The sequence below is a fragment of the Cellulomonas sp. URHB0016 genome, assembly GCF_054057935.1.
Genome location: NZ_JBSRZU010000001.1, coordinates 518480 through 540548 on the forward strand (window position 1 = coordinate 518480; position 22069 = coordinate 540548).

At 72.4% G+C, this 22069-nt stretch carries 18 protein-coding genes and 4 tRNA genes; 9 read left to right on the forward strand and 13 right to left on the reverse strand.

Going from position 1 to position 22069, the window contains the following annotated elements; translation table 11 throughout:
* Positions 1-573 carry an HIT family protein gene (locus ACVW07_RS02435; RefSeq protein ID WP_456817698.1) on the reverse strand — a complete coding sequence of 191 codons (573 nt, stop codon included), beginning with the start codon at positions 571-573 and terminating at the stop codon, positions 1-3.
* 3 nt (positions 574-576) lie between these two features.
* The gene (thrS, locus tag ACVW07_RS02440) at positions 577-2577 is read right to left on the reverse strand and encodes a threonine--tRNA ligase (RefSeq protein ID WP_456821015.1); all 2001 of its coding nucleotides are present in this window, start codon (positions 2575-2577) and stop codon (positions 577-579) included.
* Between the two features lie 397 nt (positions 2578-2974).
* On the opposite strand from thrS, the gene ACVW07_RS02445 reads away from it, so the two are divergent.
* Positions 2975-4342, forward strand: coding sequence for an endo-1,4-beta-xylanase (locus ACVW07_RS02445; protein WP_456817699.1), 1368 nt, complete (start codon positions 2975-2977; stop codon positions 4340-4342).
* A 79-nt stretch (positions 4343-4421) separates the two neighbouring features.
* Here the strand turns inward: ACVW07_RS02445 and ACVW07_RS02450 are convergent.
* A tRNA-Val gene (locus ACVW07_RS02450) sits at positions 4422-4494 on the reverse strand.
* Positions 4495-4786: 292 nt separating this feature from the next.
* Between ACVW07_RS02450 and ACVW07_RS02455 the strand changes: the two genes are divergently transcribed.
* Complete coding sequence (locus tag ACVW07_RS02455; RefSeq protein WP_456817700.1) at positions 4787-5215, forward strand: SsgA family sporulation/cell division regulator; 429 nt, start codon at positions 4787-4789, stop codon at positions 5213-5215.
* A gap of 49 nt (positions 5216-5264) precedes the next feature.
* Here ACVW07_RS02455 and ACVW07_RS02460 read toward each other — a convergent pair whose 3' ends face one another.
* On the reverse strand, positions 5265-6128 hold the full coding sequence (locus ACVW07_RS02460; protein WP_456817701.1) for an aminotransferase class IV: 864 nt from the start codon (positions 6126-6128) through the stop codon (positions 5265-5267).
* Between the two features lie 182 nt (positions 6129-6310).
* Between ACVW07_RS02460 and ACVW07_RS02465 the strand changes: the two genes are divergently transcribed.
* From ACVW07_RS02465 to ACVW07_RS02485, 5 genes are all read left to right on the forward strand, one after another.
* Positions 6311-6382: transfer RNA gene (locus ACVW07_RS02465), tRNA-Gly, on the forward strand.
* Positions 6383-6433: 51 nt separating this feature from the next.
* Positions 6434-6504, forward strand: a tRNA-Cys gene (locus ACVW07_RS02470).
* A gap of 26 nt (positions 6505-6530) precedes the next feature.
* Positions 6531-6602: transfer RNA gene (locus ACVW07_RS02475), tRNA-Val, on the forward strand.
* Positions 6603-6897: 295 nt separating this feature from the next.
* Positions 6898-7314 carry a CBS domain-containing protein gene (locus ACVW07_RS02480; RefSeq protein WP_456817702.1) on the forward strand — a complete coding sequence of 139 codons (417 nt, stop codon included), beginning with the start codon at positions 6898-6900 and terminating at the stop codon, positions 7312-7314.
* Between the two features lie 118 nt (positions 7315-7432).
* On the forward strand, positions 7433-9043 hold the full coding sequence (locus ACVW07_RS02485) for a RecQ family ATP-dependent DNA helicase (RefSeq protein ID WP_456817703.1): 1611 nt from the start codon (positions 7433-7435) through the stop codon (positions 9041-9043).
* A 53-nt stretch (positions 9044-9096) separates the two neighbouring features.
* Here the strand turns inward: ACVW07_RS02485 and ACVW07_RS02490 are convergent, their stop codons facing one another.
* Together ACVW07_RS02490 and ACVW07_RS02495 are read right to left on the reverse strand one after the other, a co-directional pair.
* Positions 9097-9303, reverse strand: coding sequence for a hypothetical protein (locus ACVW07_RS02490; RefSeq protein ID WP_456817704.1), 207 nt, complete (start codon positions 9301-9303; stop codon positions 9097-9099).
* A gap of 15 nt (positions 9304-9318) precedes the next feature.
* Complete coding sequence (locus ACVW07_RS02495) at positions 9319-9633, reverse strand: hypothetical protein (protein ID WP_456817705.1); 315 nt, start codon at positions 9631-9633, stop codon at positions 9319-9321.
* A gap of 220 nt (positions 9634-9853) precedes the next feature.
* On the opposite strand from ACVW07_RS02495, the gene ACVW07_RS02500 reads away from it, so the two are divergent.
* Positions 9854-11215, forward strand: a complete 1362-nt coding sequence (locus ACVW07_RS02500; RefSeq protein ID WP_456817706.1) for an FAD-binding oxidoreductase — start codon at positions 9854-9856, stop codon at positions 11213-11215.
* A 20-nt stretch (positions 11216-11235) separates the two neighbouring features.
* On the opposite strand, the gene ACVW07_RS02505 is transcribed toward ACVW07_RS02500, so the two are convergent.
* The 7 genes from ACVW07_RS02505 to ACVW07_RS02535 all read right to left on the reverse strand — a co-directional run bounded on the left by ACVW07_RS02505 (position 11236) and on the right by ACVW07_RS02535 (position 20301).
* On the reverse strand, positions 11236-13161 hold the full coding sequence (locus ACVW07_RS02505) for an alpha-amylase family protein (RefSeq protein WP_456817707.1): 1926 nt from the start codon (positions 13159-13161) through the stop codon (positions 11236-11238).
* 144 nt (positions 13162-13305) lie between these two features.
* The gene (locus ACVW07_RS02510) at positions 13306-14232 is read right to left on the reverse strand and encodes a sucrase ferredoxin (RefSeq protein WP_456817708.1); all 927 of its coding nucleotides are present in this window, start codon (positions 14230-14232) and stop codon (positions 13306-13308) included.
* 40 nt (positions 14233-14272) lie between these two features.
* Entirely contained in the window at positions 14273-15523 is a 1251-nt protein-coding gene (locus ACVW07_RS02515) for a cupin domain-containing protein (RefSeq protein ID WP_456817709.1), read from the reverse strand.
* A gap of 8 nt (positions 15524-15531) precedes the next feature.
* Entirely contained in the window at positions 15532-15780 is a 249-nt protein-coding gene (locus ACVW07_RS02520) for a BatC protein (protein WP_456817710.1), read from the reverse strand.
* Positions 15781-15961: 181 nt separating this feature from the next.
* The gene (locus ACVW07_RS02525) at positions 15962-17308 is read right to left on the reverse strand and encodes a DUF6421 family protein (RefSeq protein WP_456821016.1); all 1347 of its coding nucleotides are present in this window, start codon (positions 17306-17308) and stop codon (positions 15962-15964) included.
* A gap of 675 nt (positions 17309-17983) precedes the next feature.
* Positions 17984-18883, reverse strand: a complete 900-nt coding sequence (locus ACVW07_RS02530) for a hypothetical protein (protein ID WP_456817711.1) — start codon at positions 18881-18883, stop codon at positions 17984-17986.
* The gene (locus ACVW07_RS02535; protein WP_456817712.1) at positions 18880-20301 is read right to left on the reverse strand and encodes a glutamate decarboxylase; all 1422 of its coding nucleotides are present in this window, start codon (positions 20299-20301) and stop codon (positions 18880-18882) included. The genes ACVW07_RS02530 and ACVW07_RS02535 overlap by 4 nt, the downstream gene beginning before the upstream one ends.
* 218 nt (positions 20302-20519) lie before the next feature.
* On the opposite strand from ACVW07_RS02535, the gene ACVW07_RS02540 reads away from it, so the two are divergent.
* Positions 20520-22061 carry an SDR family NAD(P)-dependent oxidoreductase gene (locus tag ACVW07_RS02540; protein WP_456817713.1) on the forward strand — a complete coding sequence of 514 codons (1542 nt, stop codon included), beginning with the start codon at positions 20520-20522 and terminating at the stop codon, positions 22059-22061.
* The last annotated feature ends 8 nt before the right edge of the window (positions 22062-22069 follow it).

Genomic DNA, 22069 nt, shown 5'->3' on the forward strand with positions numbered 1-22069 from the left:
TCATCCCTTCGGATCGGTCGTCGTCGGGTCAGGCCACGCGGCGGCGAGCCTCGCCCGGGTGTCCGCGAGCAGCTCCGGCAGCGCCCGGCTGCGGGCGACGATCGGCAGGAAGTTCGAGTCGCCGCCCCACCGCGGCACCACGTGCTGGTGCAGGTGCGCGGCGATCCCCGCACCCGCCACGGGCCCCTGGTTCATGCCCAGGTTGAAGCCGTGCGGCGAGGACACCTCGCGCAGCACGCGCATCGCGGTGCGCGTCAGCGACGCCACCTCGGCGACCTCGTCGTCCGTCAGGTCCGTGTAGTCCGCCACGTGGCGGTACGGGCAGACCAGGACGTGGCCCGAGTTGTACGGGTACAGGTTGAGGACCACGTACGCCACGGTGCCGCGGGCGACGATCAGCGCCGCCTCGTCGCCCAGGGTCGGCTGCCGGCAGAACGGGCAGCCGTCCCCGGGCTGGTCGTCGGTCGGCTTGTCCTGGCCGCCGATGTACGCCATCCGGTGCGGGGTCCACAACCGCTGGAAGCCGTCCGCCTCACCGGCGAACGCGGCTGCCGGCTCGATGGGCTCGGCCACGGGTCAGACCTGGACGCGCTCGTGGACGGCGGAGACGATCCGCTCGACGGCCTCCGCGACCGGCACCCCGTTGTCCTGGCGGCCGTCGCGGTAGCGGAAGGACACGGCGCCCGCTTCGGCGTCCTCGCCACCGGCGATCAGCACGAACGGGATCTTCTGGGTGCTGGCGTTGCGGATCTTCTTGCCGAACCGGTCGTCGGAACGGTCCAGCTCGGCCCGGATGCCCAGCTCGCGCAGCTGCCGCACGACGTCGTCGAGATATGCCTCGAAGGGTTCCGCCACGGGCACCGCGAGCACCTGGACCGGCGCGAGCCAGGCCGGGAACGCGCCGCCGTAGTGCTCGGTGAGGACCGCGAAGAACCGCTCGACGGAGCCGAACAGCGCCCGGTGGATCATGACGGGCTGCTGCCGGGTGCCGTCCGCGGCCGTGTACTCGAGGTCGAACCGCGCCGGCATGTTGAAGTCCAGCTGGATCGTCGACATCTGCCAGGTGCGGCCGAGCGCGTCCTTCACCTGCACCGAGATCTTCGGCCCGTAGAACGCCGCACCGCCCGGGTCCGGCACGAGGTCCAGCCCCGACGCCTCGGCGACCTCGCGCAGGGTCTCGGTGGCCTCGTCCCAGATCTCGTCCGACCCGACGGACTTCTCGGGGTTCTTGGTGGACAGCTCCAGGTAGTAGTCGTCGAGCCCGTAGTCCTTGAGCAGGTCCAGGACGAAGGTGAGCAGGCTGGCCAGCTCGTCCTTCATCTGCTCGCGGGTGCAGTAGATGTGGGCGTCGTCCTGCGTGAATCCGCGCGCCCGGGTCATGCCGTGCACCACGCCGGACTTCTCGTACCGGTACACCGTGCCGAACTCGAACATCCGCAGCGGCAGCTCCCGGTAGGAGCGGCCCCGGGCCGCGAACACCAGGTTGTGCATGGGGCAGTTCATCGGCTTGAGGTAGTACTGCTGCCCCTGCTTGCGCACGTGCCCGTCGGCGTCGCGCTCCTCGTCGAGGGTCATGGGCGGGTACATCCCGTCCGCGTACCAGTCGAGGTGCCCCGAGATCTCGTAGAGCTTCGCCTTGGTGATGTGCGGGGTGCTCACGAAGTCGTACCCGGCCTGAACGTGTCGCAGCCTGCTGTACTGCTCCATCTCCATGCGGATGATGCCGCCCTTGGGGTGGAACACGGCGAGGCCGGACCCGATCTCGTCCGGGAACGAGAACAGGTCGAGCTCGGTGCCGAGCCGGCGGTGGTCACGACGCTCGGCCTCGGCGATCCGCTCGAGGTAGGCCTTGAGCTCGTCCTTCGTCGGCCACGCGGTGCCGTAGACGCGCTGCAGCTGCGGGTTCTTCTCCGACCCGCGCCAGTACGCGGCCGCGGACCGGGTGAGCTGGAACCCGTTGCCCAGCACCCGGGTGGTGGGAACGTGCGGGCCGCGGCACAGGTCCTGCCAGACGACCTGCTCGCTCTCCCGGCCGGCGCCGCGCACGTTCTGGTAGATGCTGAGCCCGCCGAGCCCGACCTCGACGGACGCGCCGTCCGCCGCCGCCGGGTCGCCCTTGAGACCGATGAGCTCGAGCTTGTACGGCTCGTCGCGCAGCTCCTTGCGGGCCTCGTCCTCGGTGACGTCCCAGCGCCGGAAGGTCTGCCCCTCCTTGACGATCCGGCCCATGACCTTCTCGATCGCCTTGAGGTCCTCCGGGGTGAAGGGGGTGTCGACGTCGAAGTCGTAGTAGAAGCCGTCCGTGATGGGCGGGCCGATGCCGAGCTTGGCCGTCGGGTGGACCTCCTGGACCGCCTGCGCCAGCACGTGCGCGGCCGAGTGCCGAAGGACGGCGAGACCGTCGGGCTCCTCGACGGTGACGGCCTCCACGACGGCGCCGTCCGGCAGCGGGAGGTGCAGGTCGCGGAGCTCCCCGTCGACGCGGACCACGAGGACGTCGCGGCGGCCGCCGTACAGGTCGGCGCCCGTGGTTCCCGGCTCCGTCGTGGTCGCAGATCCGTCGACGGTGAGGGTCATCAGCTCGGGCACCGGTGCTGTCTCCTTCGTGGCTGCCCACCCGGACGGAGGGCCCCTTGATGCTACCGGCGCACCACACCCTGACCGACCTCGATCCTCAGCCGCCGACGGTGGACCTGTCCTGCGGCAGGCTCGCCCGGGGGCACCGAGAATATCGGGGCCTTCTCCGAATACTTCGGCCGGTCCCCAGCGGCGGAGAGGTCGCTCGAACGGCCCAACAGCATTCCTGGGGGAATTGCCCGGCTCTGTCCTGCACGAAGGCATGAATATCGTTCCGAAACTTGCCGAAACCGTACAGACAGCGTTGACCGGCCTCAGGACGAGGTCCACGGTGAGCCCCGGGCGAGACCGGTGACGACGCCGGTCGCATGACAGCCCCGACAGCGGAGGAACGACGATGACGTCCAGAACCACACCCCGTCCACGCCGCGCAGCATGGGCGTCGCTCGGCGCCGTAGCGGTGCTCGGCACCATCGTCGCAGTCGCCGTGCCCGCCTCGGCAGCAGGGACCACGCTGCAGGCCGCGGCAGGCGAGAGCGGGCGCTACTTCGGTACCGCGATCGCCGCGAGCAAGCTCAGCGACTCGACCTACAGCACGATCGCGAACCGTGAGTTCAACATGATCACGGCCGAGAACGAGATGAAGGCCGACGCGACCGAGCCGAACCAGAACCAGTTCAACTTCACCAGCGGCGACCAGATCCTGAACTGGGCCGCCAGCAACGGCAAGAAGGTCCGCGGCCACGCCCTGGCCTGGTACTCCCAGCAGCCCGGCTGGATGCAGAACATGTCCGGCACCTCGCTGCGCAACGCGATGCTCAACCACGTCACCCAGGTCGCCACCCACTACAAGGGCAAGGTCTACGCCTGGGACGTGGTCAACGAGGCGTTCCAGGACGGCAGCTCCGGCGCGCGTCGTGACTCCAACCTGCAGCGCACCGGCAACGACTGGATCGAGGCCGCGTTCAAGGCCGCCCGCGCCGCCGACCCCAACGCCAAGCTCTGCTACAACGACTACAACACCGACAACTGGTCGGACGCCAAGACCCAGGCCGTGTACAACATGGTCAAGGACTTCAAGTCCCGCGGCGTGCCGATCGACTGCGTCGGGTTCCAGGCCCACTTCAACTCCCAGAGCCCGGTCCCCTCGAACTACGACACCACGCTGCGCAACTTCGCCAACCTCGGCGTCGACGTGCAGATCACCGAGCTCGACATCGAGGGCTCCGGCACCAACCAGGCCCAGCAGTTCCAGGGCGTCGTGCAGGCCTGCCTGTCCGTCTCGCGCTGCACCGGCATCACCGTCTGGGGCGTGCGCGACTCGGACTCCTGGCGCTCCTCGGGCACCCCGCTGCTGTTCGACAGCTCCGGCAACAAGAAGACCGCCTACACCTACGTCCTCAACGCCCTGAACGCCGGCGGCACGCCGACGAGCTCGCCGAGCTCCACGCCCACCGCCTCGCCGACGTCCGCGGCCTGCACGGCGACCTACGCCAAGACCGACACCTGGAGCGACCGGTACAACTCGACGGTCACGGTGAAGGCGAACACGGCCATCACCAGCTGGACGGTCACCGTCAACGTCCCGTCCGGCCAGAAGGTCAGTGCGACGTGGGGCGGCGGCACCTTCTCCTGGCCGACCTCCAACGTCATGACGGTCAAGCCCAACGGGAACGGCACGCTGGGAGCAGGCTCCTCGACGAGCTTCGGGTTCACGACGTTGACGCAGGGCGCCTCCGGGACGCCGACCGTCAGCTGCTCGTGACCGATACCCGGCTGATCTGACAGGAGTGAAGTGACGAAGGGCCGGCCCCCTGGGGACCGGCCCTTCGTCGTTCTGCCTGTGGGCGATACCGGACTCGAACCGATGACCTCCTCGGTGTGAACGAGGCGCTCTACCAACTGAGCCAATCGCCCCGTCCCTCGTGTGGTCACCACGGGACCGCCATGCGGATCACCGTGCAAAGCACGAGGTCGGGTGCCACCCTGGGGTGACGTCGAACAGGATGTTACCCAACCTGCGCGCATATTCCGAACCGGTCCCTCCACGGGCCGGCTCGCACCGGGCCGACCGACCGAACGGGTGGTGGCACGGCGTCTGGGGCCCTGTCATCGCGTCCCTCCGGGTGAACTCGGGGCAGGGACCGGTCCAATCCGCTACCTGGCCTGCCATGATGGGACCTCCAGCCCTTGCGAACAGGAGGACCCGATGACGCAGCCGTCGTACGACGTCGTCGAGGTCGTCGCCATGCAGCTCATCGGGTCCGACGCCAGTGTCATCCCGGTCAGCTCCGAGTTCTCCTTCCGGACAACCGATCCATACACGGTGCGCGCAGTCTTTACCGGCCCGCACACCATGTCGACGTGGCTGCTCGGCCGCGAGCTCCTCTCTCTGGGGATGCACGCCGGATCCGATGCTCCCGCCGGGACGGGTGACGTGCAGGTGTGGCGCGACGAAGACCCCGACTACACGCTCATCTCGCTCAGTGGGGTCGAGGGCAGCGCGCTGCTCGCGGCGCCCACCGAGCCCATCACGCGATTCCTCGCCGCCACCGAGGCGCTCGTGCCGCTCGGCACCGAGAGCGCCCGCATGGAGACGGAGATCACGGCCCTCATCGCCGCCCTCCTCACCGCCTGACACACGTCGTCGACCGGTCCTGCCACACGGCAGGGCCGGTCGTCGCATGTCACGGGTCGACATTCTCGGCGATCTTCGCCTGGAACAACCGCTGCGCCTCCACCGAGACGGGGCCGAGGCCGACGTCCACCTCGTCCAGCGACGCCACCGGCGACACGTTCCGGATCGATCCGCTCAGTGTCAGGAACGCCGTGCCGGCGACGACGTCGTCCAGGACGCCGTACGGCAGCTCACCCGGTGCCGCCTCGCGGACCGGGAGTCCCGCCTCGGCGCTCCACTCCAGGAGCAGCTCTCGGGTGATGCCCGCGAGGCAGCCACTGTCGAGCCTCGGGGTCACCAGCTCGCCGCCCCGCTCGACGAGGACGTTCGAACCCGTCCCCTCGCACAGCTCACCAACCGTGTTGGCCAGCACCGCCTCGTCCGCACCCCGGCGGTACGCCGCCGCCAGGGCGACCACGTTCTCCGCGTAGGAGATCGTCTTGAGACCCGCGACGGCCGACCGCTCGTTGCGGACCCATGGGACGCGTACGACCCGTGACGTCTCCGCCCGGACTGCCGGGCCCGCGAGCACCACGACCGTCTGCCGCTGCTCCGTCGGCGCGAACCGGTGGGACCCGAGCGGACCCGGACCGCCCGTCAGAGTGATGCGCAGACGGCCTGCGTCGGGGCCCGCCGCAGCGAGCACGGCGGTCACGCCGGCACGGATCGCGTCCTGGTCCGGCTCGGCCAGCCCGAGGCCCACTGCGGAGCGCCGCAGCCGGCGCAGGTGACGGCTCAGGGCGAACGCCTCGCCGCCGTACACCGCACACGTCTCGAACACCCCATCCCCCACGGTCAGGCCGTGGTCGACTCCTGTGACCAGCGCCTCAGTGGGGCTGTGCAGGACGCCGTCCGACCAGATCACGACGCTCATGCAGCCAGTCTGGCACCCGAAAGCGCCTGTTCAGGGCGCTCCCCCGGCCCGATCGCGCCGATCCGACGGCCGCATCTGCTCGATCACCCGGACGACAGGAGCCAGTTGGACTCTCGCCGAGAAACTCGGTTAGAGTCTGGGACGCACACGGAACGCCGGTGAGAACCGGCAGGTCGTGCAGCGCGGACGTGGCTCAGTGGTAGAGCATCACCTTGCCAAGGTGAGGGTCGCGGGTTCGAATCCCGTCGTCCGCTCGAGGCAGACATTCCTGATCGGCTCTCAGCCGCTGAGGACTGCGGTCTCAGGGTGGAGTGGCCGAGAGGCGAGGCAGCGGCCTGCAAAGCCGTATACGTGGGTTCGAATCCCATCTCCACCTCGGTAGCACTCCCCGGGTACCACCTGGGGCGATTGGCGCAGCGGTAGCGCGCTTCCCTGACACGGAAGAGGTCACTGGTTCGATCCCAGTATCGCCCACCGAACGGAAAGGCCCCTGACCTGCGGAAACGCGCGGTCGGGGGCCTTTCGCCTTCCGGCGCTGACCTCACCGTGCCGACGTCGTTGCCGATGGTCGCGGCGGGACTTCGGGCCGTGGCCTCCGATCCCGCGACAGAGAGCGGGCACGTGGGGCGGACGGTGGCACCCCGGATGCGAACGCTGCGGTGATGCCCGACAGTGGTCGCACGGCGAAGCAACCCGCCGGCACGAACGGGGCCAGCCCGCGTCGCGACGCGGTGACCAGGGCGGTCCCGGCGAACGAAGAGGAGCCGTGATGGCGCACACCGTCGCCGACTACATGACGCCGCACCCGACCGTCGTCGAGGTCACCGACACACTCCGTGCCGTCGCTCAGACGATGGCGACGCAGGACCTGGGATCCCTGGTGGTCGCCGAGAACGGCGATGTCGTCGGCATCGTCACCGACCGCGACCTCGTGGTCAGGGGGCTTGCGGAGGGCGTCGGGCTCGACGCCCCGGTGGGCCAGCTCGCGACGTCGCGCCTCATCAGCGTCGGACCGGACGACGACGTCGCGACGGTCGTCGACCTCATGCGTCAGAACGCCGTGCGGAGGGTGCCCGTGGTCGACGGCGGGCAGGCCGTCGGGATCGTGACGCTCGGCGACCTGGCCGTGGCACTCGACGCCGACTCCGCGCTCGCCGACATCTCGGCGGCGCCGCCGACCTCGTGACGGGGCACGTCGGCGGGCAGACGCCCGTCACCGGCGCCCTCGGCGACCGGCCGCTGTGCCGCTGCGACGACCGGCCGCCGCGCCGCTACGGCGGGCGGCTGTGACGGGAGCACGCGGGTTGCCCTTCGCCGATGCCGTCGCCCGGGTGCTGGGCCCGGACGCACGGCTCCGGGACGTCCAGCAGGACGCGCTCGAAGGGCTCAGCACCGCCGACACGCTGCTCGTCGCCCGCAGCGGCGCGGGCAAGACGGCCGTCTACGCGATCGCCACCCTGCTCGTGCGACGGCTGACCGTGGTCGTCTCGCCCCTGCTCGCCCTGCAGCGCGACCAGCGCGAGGCGCTGCTGGCGGCCGGCCTGCGCGCCGACTCGATCAGCTCCGCAGGCAGCGCCGCCCACGGACGCAGGGTGCTGCAGCGCGCCGCGGACGGGGATCTCGACGTGCTCCTGCTCGCTCCCGAGCAGCTCGTCCGCGAGGAGGTCTTCGACGCGCTCACCCGCGCGGACATCGGCCTGCTCGTCGTCGACGAGGCGCACTGTCTGAGCGAGTGGGGCCCCGACTTCCGCCCCGACTACCTGGCCGTCGCGGGCGTCGTGCGAGCACTGGGACGTCCTCGGGTCCTGGCTCTGACCGCCACCGCCTCACCGCGCGTCCGGTCCGAGATCGTCGAGGGCCTGGGCGTCCCCGACGCCCGGGTCCTGGTCCACGACGCCGACCGGCCCAACATCTGGCTCGGCGTCCACCACACCGCGACCCAGCAGGACCGTGACGACAAGGTCCGCGACCTCGTCGCCGAGGAGACAGGGCCGACGTTGGTCTATGCGCGGACGCGACGGCACGTCGAGCTCCTCGCGGCGACCCTCTCCGAGGGCGCCCGCGTCGCCGACAGCTATCACGCCGGGCTGCCTGCCGCGCGCCGGACAGATGCTCAGGACCGCTTCATGAGCGGCGAGAGCGATCTGCTGGTCGCGACCAGCGCGTTCGGCATGGGAGTCGACCGGGCGGACGTCCGGCTCGTGGTGCACGCCGGTCTGCCGCCGTCCCTGGACGCGTACTACCAGGAGGTCGGCCGGGCCGGACGCGACGGCGCCGCCGCACGGGCGTGCGCCGTGGTGACACCGGGCGAGGACGCGCTGAACCGGTTCCTGTCCTCGACCGCCGGACCGCGGCCTGCGTCCGTCCGGGCGGTGCTCGACGCGCTGGTCCAGCCGGCCGCGCGAGGTCAGGTCGTCGCGGCCACCGGACTGGCCGGACGGACGGTGGCACGGACGTTGGGCGCGCTCGTGGACGTCGGCGCGGTCCGGTTCGACGGTGCCACCTACCGTCGCACCGGCGCGGATGCACCGACGGCCACGCGTGCGCTGCTGGAGCGTCGCGACCGCCTGCGGCTCCTGGAGCGCTCCCGCGTCGAGCTCGTGCGGGCCTACGCCGACACGTCGGACTGCCGTCGACGGCTACTTCTGGAGCTGCTCGGCGAGTCGCACCCTCGCCGCTGCGGCCGGTGCGACTCGTGCGACGCCGGCACGAGCGTGGACGTGGCCGACGCCCCGCTGAGCAGCGGTCAGGCCGTCGTCCACAGCGCCTGGGGTCCGGGTGTCGTCAGCGCCGTCGAGGTCGACCGCGTCACCGTGCTGTTCGACGAGCGCGGCTACGTGACGCTGGACACGGCCGTCGCGCTCGACTCGGGGCTCCTCGTGCCGGTCGCGGACCGCGACCGAAAGTCCGCCTGACCGGTGCCTCACCGACCGCACCCGGGTCGGTGAGGCTCGGCGGCGGCGAGGGCTCAGGCGTCGGCACCTCCCGGTCCGACGTCCAGCCGGGCGACGGCCGCGGCCACCTCCCGCTCCGCGTCGGGTCCCGCCATGCTGGGGAAGCCGTCGGGGAGCTCGACGTCGGTGCCGAGCTCGCCGTCCTCGGACAGCACGACGCCGTCGCCGAGAGCGACGGAGACGATCCTGCCGTCCTGCGTGTACGTCACGTGCGCCTTCATGGTCGTGCTCCGTTCCTACTGGACGAGGGAAAGGTTGAGGTACCAGATCTGAGGTGCGTCCGGGCCGACGCTCTCCACCTTCACGCGGATCGTCGGCAGGTTGTTGCTGCCGGGGTTGGGGTCCTCCGCCTTGATCGACGTGGTGACCACCCTCAGCTGCCGGTTCTGGTTGGCCGCGGCGAACGGTGCGGCCGTCACGGCCACCGCCGTCTGGAAGTACTGACCTGGGGCGATGCCGGGCAGGAAGAGCTTCACGGTCCGGGTGTCGCCCGGCTGGAAGCCGGCGACGTCGAAGAAGCTGAAGTGCACATGCCTCACGTTGGCGGCCATCGGTGTTCTCCTCGGTGCGGGCCGCCAGGAGCGCGCGGCTTGTCGTGTCGGGCAGGTAGTGGTGCGGACTCACGTCCGGGCCTCTCCGGTCGCGGCTGCGTGCCGGCCCGGTGCACCGACGCTAGGGAGCGAGGGCCCTCGCCCGGCAGCGGGGAAACCCCAGCGCGAACCCTTGACCCCCGCGCCGTATCACCGCACGGACGAGTGGTTCCTTCTGGTCATGACGCAGTCCACGGGGTTCGCGGTGGCGGCACGGCTGCGCGAGCGGGTGCGCGGCGAGGTCCGGGAGCGGGGAGACGCGGGGTACGACGACGCGCGCCGGGTGTGGAACGGCGCGGTGGACCGGCAGCCCGCCGCCCTGGTGCGCTGCCTCGACGAGGCCGACGTCCGTGCGGCTCTGCTCGTCGCCCGCGAGCACGACCTGCCGCTGTCCGTGCGCGGAGGCGGCCACGACTGGGCCGGTCGGGCGCTGACCGACCATGGTGTGACGCTCGACCTGTCCGCGATGCGCGACGTGGTCGTCGACCGCTCGCGCGGCGTGGCACACGTGCTGGGCGGCGCACTCGTCTCCGACGTCGTCGGGTCGGCCGCCGCCCACGGTCTCGGCGCGGCGACCGCGGTGGTCCGCAGCGTGGGGATGCTCGGGATGACCATGGCGGGCGGCTACGGCGGCCTTCTCGGGCGGTTCGGCCTCGCGGCGGACAACCTGGTCTCAGCGGACGTGGTCCTCGCCGACTGCACCCGGGTGAAGGCCGGACCCCAGGAGAACACCGAGCTGCTGTGGGCCCTGCGCGGCGGCGGCGGGAACTTCGGGGTCGTCACCGCGGCTCGCGTCAAGCTGCACCCGCTCGGACCGGTGCTGGGCGGGATGGTGCTCTACCCGTTCGAGCAGGCGGCCCAGGTGCTGCGCGGGTACCGGGAGGTGCTGGCCGACGCGCCCGACGAGCTGACCGTGATGGCCGGGCTCCTCACGGGTCCGACCGGGGAGCCGGCCGTGTTCGTGGCGCCCACCTGGTGCGGTGACCTCGCCGAGGGTGAGCCGGTCGTGGCGGCGCTCAGCAGGCTCGGCACACCGGTCGCCGGCGGAGCGGGCCCCACGCCCTACGCGGAGCTGCTCCGGATGTTCGACGCGGGTGCGGCAGCCGGAAACAGGTACGCGCTGGGCACACGGTGGCTGCCTGGCCTGACCGACGACGCGATCGCCGTCCTCGTCGACGCCGCCGCGCACTTCTCGTCGCCCGGGTCGCTGCTCGCGCTCCACCACTTCCACGGTGCGGCGACACGCGTCGCACCCGAGACGACCGCGTTCGCGCTCCGCAGCGAGCACCTGCTGGCCGAGGTGATCGCCGGGTGGCGGCCGGGCCCCGTGACCGACGACGCGCCGCACCTCACGTGGGTCCGGGAGGTCGGTGCCGCGCTCGCCCCCGGTGCGCTGCCGGGCGGCTACCCGAACATCCTCGGGCCGCAGGACGCCGACAGGGCCAGGCTGGGCTTCGGCGCGAACGCCGCCAGGCTGCTGGCAACGAAGCACCGCTACGACCCGGACGGTGTCTTCACCGCGATCGGCGCTTTCACGGGCTGAGCGTCGGGTGCGGGTGTGCGTCACCTCTCGGCGGTCAGCCACACGGCGCGCCACGGTGCGAGCCACAGGTTGTCGTCGTCACCGGGCGCCAGGTCCGCACCGGTCAGTGCGTCGACCGCCCGTCCGAGCCCGTGCTCGCGCAACCGCCACCCGGGCACGGGCCGCCACTCGTCGGTCACGTTGTAGGCGGCGAGCATCGTGCCGAGCGGGTGTCTTCTCGCCACGAGCAGCACACCGGGGTCGTCGGGCCCCAGGACGTCGGGCCGCACCGAGGCGTGCAGGTGGGGCAGCGCCGCGCGGACCGCCGCCCGGTGCCGGAGCCCGTCCAGGACGCGGGCCTCGACGGTGGTCGGGTCGTGCGCGCGCCGCACTGCGTCCGGGTCGAGCGGCGGCCGGTGCGCCCAGCGGTCGTCCTCCGCGTGCTCAGGGTCGTCCGCCCACGCGGGGTCGTTCGGCAGTGCGAGCTCGTCGCCGGACCAGAGGACAGGGATGCCGCCCCAGCCCATCACGACCGTGTGCGCCAGCAGCAGGCGGTCGACGGCCCTGTCGACCGCGTCGGCGTCGCCCGCGGCCCGCGCCGCCTCGAGCCCGACGAGGCTCGCGGCCGTCCCGCTGATCCGCCGGTCACCGGTCGCCGGGTTGTGCTGGAACACGAGCCCGCGTGCGTCCGACCCCGGGAACGTCCCGGAGTACCAGTCGGACAGGAACCCGCGGTGCAGGTGGCCCGCCTGCCCGACGGCGGCGGCGTCCTCGTCGCCGACCGCCCAGCCGATGTCGTCGTGGCACCGCACGTAGGTGACCCACGCCGTCGTCGACGGCACCGGCGGCAGGGCCCGCAGCGCGTGCGACGCGAGCCGGACGTCCTGTGCGGCGAGCATCGACCACACGTGCACCATGAGGGCGTTGTGGTAGGCCAGGTCGCTCACCTTCCCGTGCCGCGCGCCGGCTCCGAGGTAGTGCACGAGGTCGGCCGGACCGACGATCGCCTCGGCCTTGAAGATCACCGCCGGGCAGGCGATCCGGGCGAGCGCCCGCAGCGCCTGGGTGATCGCGTGGACCTCCGGCTCGTTCTGGCAGGACGTGCCCAGTCGCTTCCACAGGAACGCGATCGCGTCGAGCCTCAGCACCTCGACGCCCTGGTTCGCGAGGAAGAGCACCACGCCGGCCAGCTCGGCGAAGACCCTCGGGTTCGACCAGTCGAGGTCCCACTGCCACGAGTGGAACGTCGTCCACACCCAGCCCTGCAGCTCGGCGTCCCAGGTGAAGCTTCCCGGGGCGAAGTCGGGGAAGACCTCCGGCAGCGTCCGCTCGTACCGGTCCGGGACCGTGCGGTCGGGGAACACGTGGAAGTACGCCCGGTGCTGCTCGCTGCCCGCACGGGCCGCCTGCGCCCAGGCGTGCTCCCGGGCGACGTGGTTGAGCACGAGGTCGAGCACCAGGCTGATGCCCGATCGTCGCAGCCGGGTGGCCAGCGCCCGCAGGTCGTCCACGGTGCCGAGGTCCGGGCGGACCTCCCGGTAGTCGGCGACGGCGTAACCGCCGTCGTTGTCCCCGTCCCGCGGGCGCAGGAGGGGCATGAGGTGCAGGTACGTGACGCCGAGGTCGCGCAGGTAGCCGATGCGGTCCCCCACCCCGGCCAGGTCACCCCCGAACCTGTCCGCGTACGCCGCGTAGCCGAGCATGTGCGGACGCTGGAACCAGTCGGGGGCCAGCGTCCGCTCCTGGTCCAGGCGGTGCAGCTCGGGATCGCGCTCCGCGTACGCCTTCGCGGCGGCGGCAACGAGCTCGACGAGCAGGTCCGCGTGGTCCGGGTAGACGGCCGCCACTCCGTCGAGGAGGTCGTCCCACCACCGCTCCAGGCGCAGCTCGAACAGGTCCAGCCGGTCCGCGCTCGCCCCGGTCAGCTCCGCCCTCGCGGCGGACCGGACACTCTCCGGGACGGTCACGACGCACCCGAGAGGGCGAGCCGGAGGACCGCGGGACGCAGCTGCTGGCGCACGGGACTCCCTGTGGGGACCGCCGCCCGGCCGGCGCGGTCCGCCCTGCCATTGCAGGGCCGGTCGAGCACCCCCGCAACCGCACGTGCGGTGTCACGCCCCGGTGCGCGCCCTGGAGGTCGCGAGGGACCGCAGCACGAACTGGCGTACCTGGACGGGGTGCGTCGCGCTGCACGTGCTGAGCAGGGGCGTGGACAGCTCGGCCCCGAGCTCCACGACCACCCGCTCGCCTCCGTGGTCGAGCACCACCGTCCAGCCGCGGGTGTGCTCACGTTGGGACACCGTGGTGAACGCCGCGACGCGGTCGTCGCCGGACAGGTCCCGCAGGAACGCCTGCGCCGCCTGCTCGACGTTCGTCAGCGAGGTCCGGCCGCGGAACGTGGCGACGTCGATCAGCCCGTGGCGGTACCGCTCGACGAGCCGCGTCGCGTCGGCGGCCTGCACCCGGCCGAACAGGAGCGCCTCGGGGAACACGACCATCGTGGCGGCGAAGCGGTCGCCGCCCAGGTGCGAGCACTCCCACGTCTGCTCGGGGTACGCCGCCGCGAGCGCCTCGACCACCGGCCTGCCCCGCACCGCGCAGCACTGGTCGTGCCGCGCGTGGGTGCAGACGCACAGGACCGGGTCGGTCGACGGGACGCCTGCGGAGCCGTCGAGCGGGAGGTCCACCAGGTGCGCCGGGTCGTCGACGCGTCCCCACCGGATCTCCTCGTGGCCGGGGCGCGCGTCCACGAACGCCCAGGACCAGGTGCGCTGCGCCCGCCGCTGGTCGGCGCGCAGGCCGGTCCGGCGGATCGCGAGCGTCCGGATCCCGGCGCGTTCGGTGTGGGACACGAGCCGGTCGGCGGTCTCGGGGTCGAGGCGCGAGCTCAGGAACGCGTGCTTGCCCCAGGAACCGTCGACCTCGACGAGGAGCCACCGCTCACCACGGCCCGCTGTGCCGCGCAGCGGGTCGCCGCGTTCTAGCGACAGGTCGCTGCACGGCCGCCAGCCCGCTGGCCGTCCGGCGGGTGCGGTCATCGGGTCGCGGTCATCTGGTCGCGGTCGTCCCGCCCGCTCGTCAGCACGCCACGAGGACGCCCTCGCGCACCAGGCGCCGGGCGACGACCACTGCGGAACCGTCGTCGAGACCCGGCAGGTCCCCGACCCGGACCGGGCTGCCGGTCACGAGGACCCGGAGGGCAGGCTCTGCTGCGACGGGCAGCGTGATCCGGGTGCCGTCGAGGTGCAGGACGGCGAGCGACCCTTCGGCGGAGAGCCGCACGGACAGGCCGTCGCGCCGCATGACGACGTCGTCGACGCCGAGCCGGGCGAGCACCTCGACGGTGGCGAGCGGACCGACGGGCGCCGCGGGGACGTCGCGCGCGAACCGTGCGGCGAGGTGCCGGCGGACGCCCTCGGCGGTCGCGGGGTCCGACCGGGCCTTCTCCAGTGCGGCGGCGAGCTCGCCGAGGGTCGAGTCGACGGCCTGCGCGCTGGTCGCGGGGTCGGCGAGGTCGAGCCCGAACGGCAGGGAGGTGCGCAGCGCCGGGCTCGCGGCGAGCCCGGCGAGCACCTCCTGGACCACGTCGTGCCGGGTGTACGCCGCGATCCCGATGGTGAGGTGGATCGAGATGCCGCCCAGCGCGGTGGCCGAGTGGATCCAGCCCCTCGGGAGGTAGAGGGCGTCGCCCGGCCTGAAGGTCGCGTCGATCACGGGCGGCTCGGCCCCGCGCGCCGCGACGGCGTCGCGGTGCCCGGACCAGGGCTGCGAGCGCAGCGGGTCGGGGTGGACGGGCGCGTGGACGGTCCAGTGCTTCTCGCCGTGGACCTGCAGCACGAGCACGTCGTGCACGTCGTAGTGCGGGTCGAACCCGCGGGACTGCGGCGGCGTGACGTAGGCGTTCACCTGACACGGGTGGCCGATCTCGGCGGACAGCCGACGGGTGAGGTCGGCGATCGGCTCCCACGTGCGGTGCAGGCCCTGGAGCACGAGGGTCGACCCGGCGGCCAGCTCGTGGAGCACCTTGACCGAGCTGACCTGGTCGCCGATCTCCGCGCCGTACCCGCCGGGTGCCGTGAACCGCTCGGCGTCGAGGACCTCGCCCTCCTTCGCCATCCGCACGAACGGGGTGCGCAGGCCGCGGCGCGAGACCAGCTCGTCGACCGCGCCGAGCGAGAACAGGTCGCCGAAGCCGTCACCGAGGTCCGCCGCACGGGAGAGCAGCGGTGCACGACCCCAGTGCTCGCGCACGAACGTCGCCGTGTCGACGGCGACGCAGCGCGCGAGCGCGGGCCGGTCCGTGGACCGGCCCGCGCCGGGCGTGGTCACAGGGGGCCTCAAGCGGACCCGTCGGCGCCGCCGTCATGACCGGCGGGGTTCGCGCCGCCGTCGGCCGGACCCTCGCCGGCGGACCCGTCCGCGCCGCCGTCGTGGCCCGCGGGATTCGCGCCGCCGTCGGCCGGACCCTCGCCGGCCGACCCGTCCGCGCCGCCGTCGTGACCGGCGGGGTTGGCGCCGCCGTCGGCGACACCTTCGCCGCCGGGCGCTGCGCTCGTGGTGATGTCGTCGTCGTTGATCGAGCCCATCGGAACCTCCGTAGCCGGTGTCCGCGGCGGTCGCCGCCCACGCACAACCTACGCGCGGGAGGTCGAGCGGCAACCCGTCCGGTGAGCCGTCGTCGGAGAGGTCGCTCGCTGGTCAACCAGCGCCGGGACGGGCGCGGAGCGGAGCGGTCGCCGACGAGCCGCAGGGGGCCGGACGGGTCCGTCAGCGGCCCGTGATGCCGGACGTCGACGTCACGACCGCCCCGATCCTGCGGGCGAGCGCCTCGTAGAACATGGACAACGGGAACTCGTCCGGGAGCACGGCGTCGGTGAGCTCCTTGGGCAGCCCGTCGACCGGCAGCGCGGCCGCTCCCCCGGCCCACACCGAGGCGGGGTGCGGGGTCAGCGTCGCCGAGACGAGCGCGTATGCGGCCAGCCAGTGCGCGGTCTTGGGCCGGTCGATGGAGCGCCAGTACAGCTGCTCGATCTGCTCACCCAGCGCGATCACCGAGGCCGGGACGCGCGGCCAGTCGAGGGTCAGCCGCGAGTCCGTCCAGTCGAGCACGCGGTGCTGGTGCAGCCACGCGAACAGCAGCTGGCCACCGAGGCCGTCGTAGTTGCGCACCCGGGTGCCGGTGACGGGGAAGCGGAAGATGCGGTCGAACAGCACGGCGTACTGCACGTACCGCGCGTGCGGCACGCCGTCCTGCTCGAGCGCGACGGCGTGCCGGAACGCCGTGAGGTCGCAGCGGAGCTCCTCGAGCGAGTAGAGGAAGTACGGCATCCGCTGCTTGATCATGAAGGGGTCGAACGGCAGGTCGCCGCGCATGTGGGTGCGGTCGTGCACCAGGTCCCACAGGACGAACGTCTCCTCGGCGAGCCGCTGGTCGTCGAGCAGGCGGGCGGCGTCGGGAGGCAGGGCGAGGCGGGTGGTGTCGGCAGCGGCGCGCACGACGCGACGGAACCGCGCGGCCTCCCGGTCGGCGAAGATCGCGCCCCAGGTGAACGCCGGGACCTCGCGGACGGCGACGGTCTCCGGGAACAGCACCGCCGAGTTGGTGTCGTACCCGGCGGTGAAGTCGAGGAAGCGGACAGGGACGAACATCGCGTTGGAGAACCGTGTCGACTCCAGGTCGGCGACGACGTCCGGCCAGCGGACCTCGAGGAGCACGGCCTCGAACCGGCGGTCGGTGCTGCCGTTCTGCGTGTACATCGGGAACAGCACCACGTGCCTCAGGCCGTCGACCCGGTGCCGTTCCGGGCGGAACAGGACCAGCGAGTCGAGGAAGTCCGGGACGCCGAACCCGTCGTCCACCCACCGCGCGAGGTCCTTCGTGACGGCGGCGAGGTAGTCCTCGTCGTGCGGGACGGAGGTCATCAGGGTGGCGACGGCGGCAATGATTCCGGCGGCGAGCTCGCGGGCTCGCGGGTGCGCGGTGGTGTCGGGGATCGATCCGTCCTTGACCTGGAGCGCCCGCAGCTCGCCGACGTCGTCGCGCAGCCGCGTCCAGGCGGGGTGCGACGCCAGGTCTGTGCCCACGCCCGCGGTGAGCAGCGGCCCCGTGGTCAGCGGCCGGTCGGCGGCCGCTGCCAGCACGAGGTCGAGCAGCACCTGCGCCGCGCCCGGGTCGTGCGCGAGGTCCGCGCAGACCACGACGGTGCCGCCTGCCGAGCCGTCCGCACGGCGGGGGCGGTCGGTGCCCTTGACGGCGTCCACGACGGCGACCACGACGGGTCCGGTCGCGCCCTCCGCGTCGGTGTCGCGGAGCACCCGGACGGCCGGTCGTACCGCCTCGCCGTGCAGGAGGAGCGTCGCGGGCACGTCGAGCCGCAGGTCGGAGGTCCAGGCGAGCAGGTCGAGGTCGGTCGGGGCGGCCGCGACCGGGACCGGGCGGCCGAGCGTGACACGCCCGAGAGCGGTGTGCTGCACGGTCATCCCGTGGGTATGCAGCAGCTCCGTCACCTGCTGCGGCGAGCCGGGCCCGACGAGGACGACCGTGCCGTGGCCCGTGCCGACAGGCACGCCGTCGCCCGCCACGATCTCCACGTCCGGCGCGTCGTCGGGTCCGACGACCGTGACGCCGTACCGCTCCAGATGCGCACGCGACGCGGCGGGCAGGCCGCCGGACAGGACCACGGTCGGGAAGAGCGTCATCAGCGGTCTCACCATTCGGACGGCAACGTTACTGCACGGTACGTGCAGCCCCTGGGGCGGTCAACGGTTCAGGGCGCCTTGCCGCGCTGCTCAGACGGCCGACCGGTCCCGCGCCGACTCCACCGGGAGGAGCGCGGCCCCCACGAGGAACCCGACCGCGCCGAGGAACGTCCCGACGTTCACCAGCGCCACGTCGGCGAGCTCACCCGTCGAGCGCAGGTAGCGTGCCCCGACGGCCGCGACGCCGAAGAGCACGGACCCCGCGAGGTTCACCGCCGCGACCCACCACCCGACCGACCGGTCCGGGCGCGGCAGAGCACCCCGGTTGACCTCGGTGTACGCCAGCCAGCTGGCGACGAGGAAGCAGATCGACCCGAGGACGTCCGGCGCCCACACCAGACGACGGGCCTGGTCCACCGCCAGGTCGGTCTGCGTCGCCACGAACGTGCTGATGTTGAAGAAGACGGTGCCGACGAGCTGGACCGCCGCCGCCCACGCGTCGATCCGGCGCGGGTGCCAGTGCAGGAGGGTCCGCACCCGCCACGGCCGGCGCTGCACCGTGGCGACGTCGGCAGGGGCGTGCACCGCCTCGTCGTACTGCAGGTACGCCGCGCTCGTGAAGAACAGCGAGCCGACGAAGAACGTCCAGCCCACCGCCCGCGCAGGCACCGCATCGAAGTACAGCGGCACCGAGCCGAGGGCGAAGCAGACGGACCCGATCGCGAACAGGCTCCCGATCCACCAGCTCGACGCCGTCGCCCGGCCCGCGCCGCGCGCCGGGTCAGCTGCCTGACGCGCGGGCGAGCGCACGCCCAGGCCCTTGCGGTGCCGACGCGACGTCCACTCCACCTGCACGCCGTCGGGTCGCTCGAGCACGGCATGCGTGACGAACGGTCCGGGCCCACCGGTCCGGACCGCCGTCCACCCCTCGGGCAGGTCCGGCAGCGGCCCCGTGTCGGGTACCGCCGCCGGTGCCGTGGGCAGCGTCACGTGCGCAGACCGGTGCGGGCCTTGCTGTGGGCGGCGGCCTTGTCGGGTGAGGTCCACACGTCGGGCTTCTGGGCGGCCCGCTGGACCGGCTGCTCGGCGGCGAGCGCGCCCCACGCCTGGTCGATGTCACGCAGCAGGACGTCGATCATCGGACGGCTCAGGTCGAGCCGGACCACGATCCGCAGGAGATGGACGTGGTCCGCGTCCGGCGGCAGGCTGTACGCCGGCACGATCCAGCCGTTCTCCCGCAGCCGCGCCGAGAGGTGGTAGACGTCGAAGCCCGGGTCGTCCTTGAAGCGGAACGTGACGACCGGCTCCGCGAGCCCCGGGTTGAGGATCTCGAACCGGCCCGACGCCTCCAGCGCCTCGTTGAGGTGCCGGGCGTTCGCGAGCATCGTCTCGATGATCGCGGTGTACCCCGACCGTCCGAGCCGCAGGAAGTTGTACATCTGCGCCTGGATCATGGCCGACCCGCGGGAGAAGTTGAACGTGTACGTCGGCTGGGCGCCGCCGAGGTAGTTGACGCTGAACACGAGGTCCTCGGGCAGCCTGGACGCGTCCCGGAACACGAGCCAGCCGACCCCGGGGTACACCAGCCCGTACTTGTGGCCCGAGGCGTTGATCGATGCCACCTGCTCCAGCCGGAAGTCCCACCGCAGGTCCGGCTCCGCGAACGGGGCCACGAACGCGCCGCTCGCGCCGTCCACGTGCAGCGGGATGTTCCAGCCCTTGTCGGCCTTGATCCGCACGAGCAGGTCGTTGATCTCCTCGATCGGGTCGGCCTCACCGATGTGGGTGGTGCCCAGCACCGCCCCGACGGCGATGGTGTTCTCGTCGACCTGCTGCTCGACGTCCTCGGGGCTGAGCACGAACCGGTCGGGCTTCATGGGCACTTTGCGCATCTCGACGTCGAAGTAGTTCGCGAACTTGTCCCACACCACGTGCGTCTCCGCGCCGAACACCACGTTGGGCCGGTCCACCGGCAGCCCCTGCGCCACCCGGCGGTCCCGCCAGGCCCGCTTGTGCGCGAGCAGGCCCAGCATGATCGCCTCGGAGGAGCCGATCGTCGCGACCCCGACGACCTTCGCCGGGTCCGGCGCATGGAAGAGGTCGCCGAGCATGTGCACGCACGCCTCCTCGACGAGCGACGCCGCGGGGTACTCCTCGTGGTCGATGTGGTTCTTGCGCAGCGAGTCGTGGATGAGCGCCTCGGCCTGCGGCTCCATCCACGTCGTGACGAACGACGCGAGGTTGAGCGTCTCGCGGCCGTCGAGCATCAGACCGGTGTGCAGGAGCTCGTAGGTCTCGTCGGCGCCCAAGCCGTCCTGCGGGAACGTGGACCGGTCGAAGTGCCGACGAAAGCTCGCCCGACCGTGGATCGGCCCGAACGGGTTGGTGCTGTCCGGCGTCTCGCTCACCTTGGCTCCTTCGTCCGTCCGTCAGGGCCGGCCTGGGTGCCGCCTCCGGCGGGGTGCTCGCGATCCCGAACGTAGCAGCGCAGGTCGTCACGAACGCGACCGGGCAGACGAAGGTCCCCGGAGGCAGCCAGGACGCGGCGGGTAGACTCGATGCGCCTGCGCGCCCGGCTCCCGTGCCCTTCCGCTCGTCGGCTCCCCGATGACGACCGAGGACCATCATGACCGCGCTCAGCTCCGCCCCCGTGACCGACGACCTGCCGGGCGACACCACCGGTGACCTCCCCGGTGAGGTGACCGGCGACGGGCCGGGCACCGACGTCCCCGGCGTCGACCCGGCGGACCTGGTCGTGTTCCTGCGGGTCGCCGACGTGCTCAGCCGGCTCCCGTCCGACCACCCGCACCTCGCACTGGGCCGACGTGCCACGTCGGCACTGTTCAAGGCCGCCAAGAAGCAGCGTCGCCAGGAGCGGCGGGACGCGATCAGCGCCGCCGACCGCGCGGTGGTCCACGCGACGGCCACGGGCAGCCCGGGGCGCATCGACGACGAGACGAAGGGCATCCCGCTCGTCTCGGCGGTCCAGGGCGCCACCGCCGGCACGCTGCTCAAGGCCCGGCCCTGCTACATCTGCAAGGAGCCGTACGTCGAGGTCGACGCGTTCTACCACCAGCTGTGCCCCGCGTGCGCGGCGCTGAACCACACCAAGCGTGACGCGCGCACGGACCTCACCGGCAAGCGTGCCCTGCTCACGGGCGGCCGCGCCAAGATCGGCATGTACATCGCGCTGCGCCTGCTCCGCGACGGCGCGGCCACGACGATCACGACCCGGTTCCCGCGGGACGCCGCCCGCCGGTTCGCGGCCATGCCCGACAGCGCGGACTGGCTCGACAGGCTCTCGATCGTCGGCATCGACCTGCGCGACCCCGCCCAGGTGGTGGCGCTCGCCGACACGGTGGCCGCGCAGGGCCCGCTGGACATCCTCATCAACAACGCGGCGCAGACGGTGCGTCGCTCCCCCGGCGCCTACTCGCGGCTCGTCGACGCCGAGCTCGAGCCGCTGCCCGAGGGGCCGCTGCCGCCGATCACCACGTTCGGCCGGACGAGTGCCGCTCACCCGGCGGCCCTCGCCGGTTCGGTGACGGAGCTGACGAGCCCGGCGCTCGGGCTGGCGCCCGCGGGCGGCGTGGCCGAGCTGGCGCTCACGGCCGAGGCCGCCTCCCTGTCCCGCCTGGTGGCCGGCACCGCGATCGACGCGGGCGGCCTCGTGCCGGACGTCGCGGAGACCAACAGCTGGGTCGCGACGGTCGACGAGGTCGACCCGATGGAGCTGCTCGAGGTGCAGCTGTGCAACCAGACGGCGCCGTTCATCCTGGTGAGCCGGCTGCGCCACGCCATGCGGAGCACCGCCGCAGGCCGCGCCTACGTGGTCAACGTGTCCGCGATGGAGGGCGTGTTCTCCCGCGGCTACAAGGGTCCGGGCCACCCGCACACCAACATGGCGAAGGCGGCGCTCAACATGCTCACGCGCACGAGCGCCACCGAGCTCGCGGACGACGGCATCCTGATGACGAGCGTGGACACCGGCTGGATCACGGACGAGCGGCCGCACCCCACGAAGGTCCGGCTCGCCGAGGAGGGCTTCCACGCACCGCTCGACCTCGTCGACGGCGCAGCACGCGTGTACGACCCGATCGTCCGCGGCGAGGCCGGCGAGCCCCTCTTCGGGTGCTTCCTGAAGGACTACGTGCGCTCCTCCTGGTGAGACGGGCG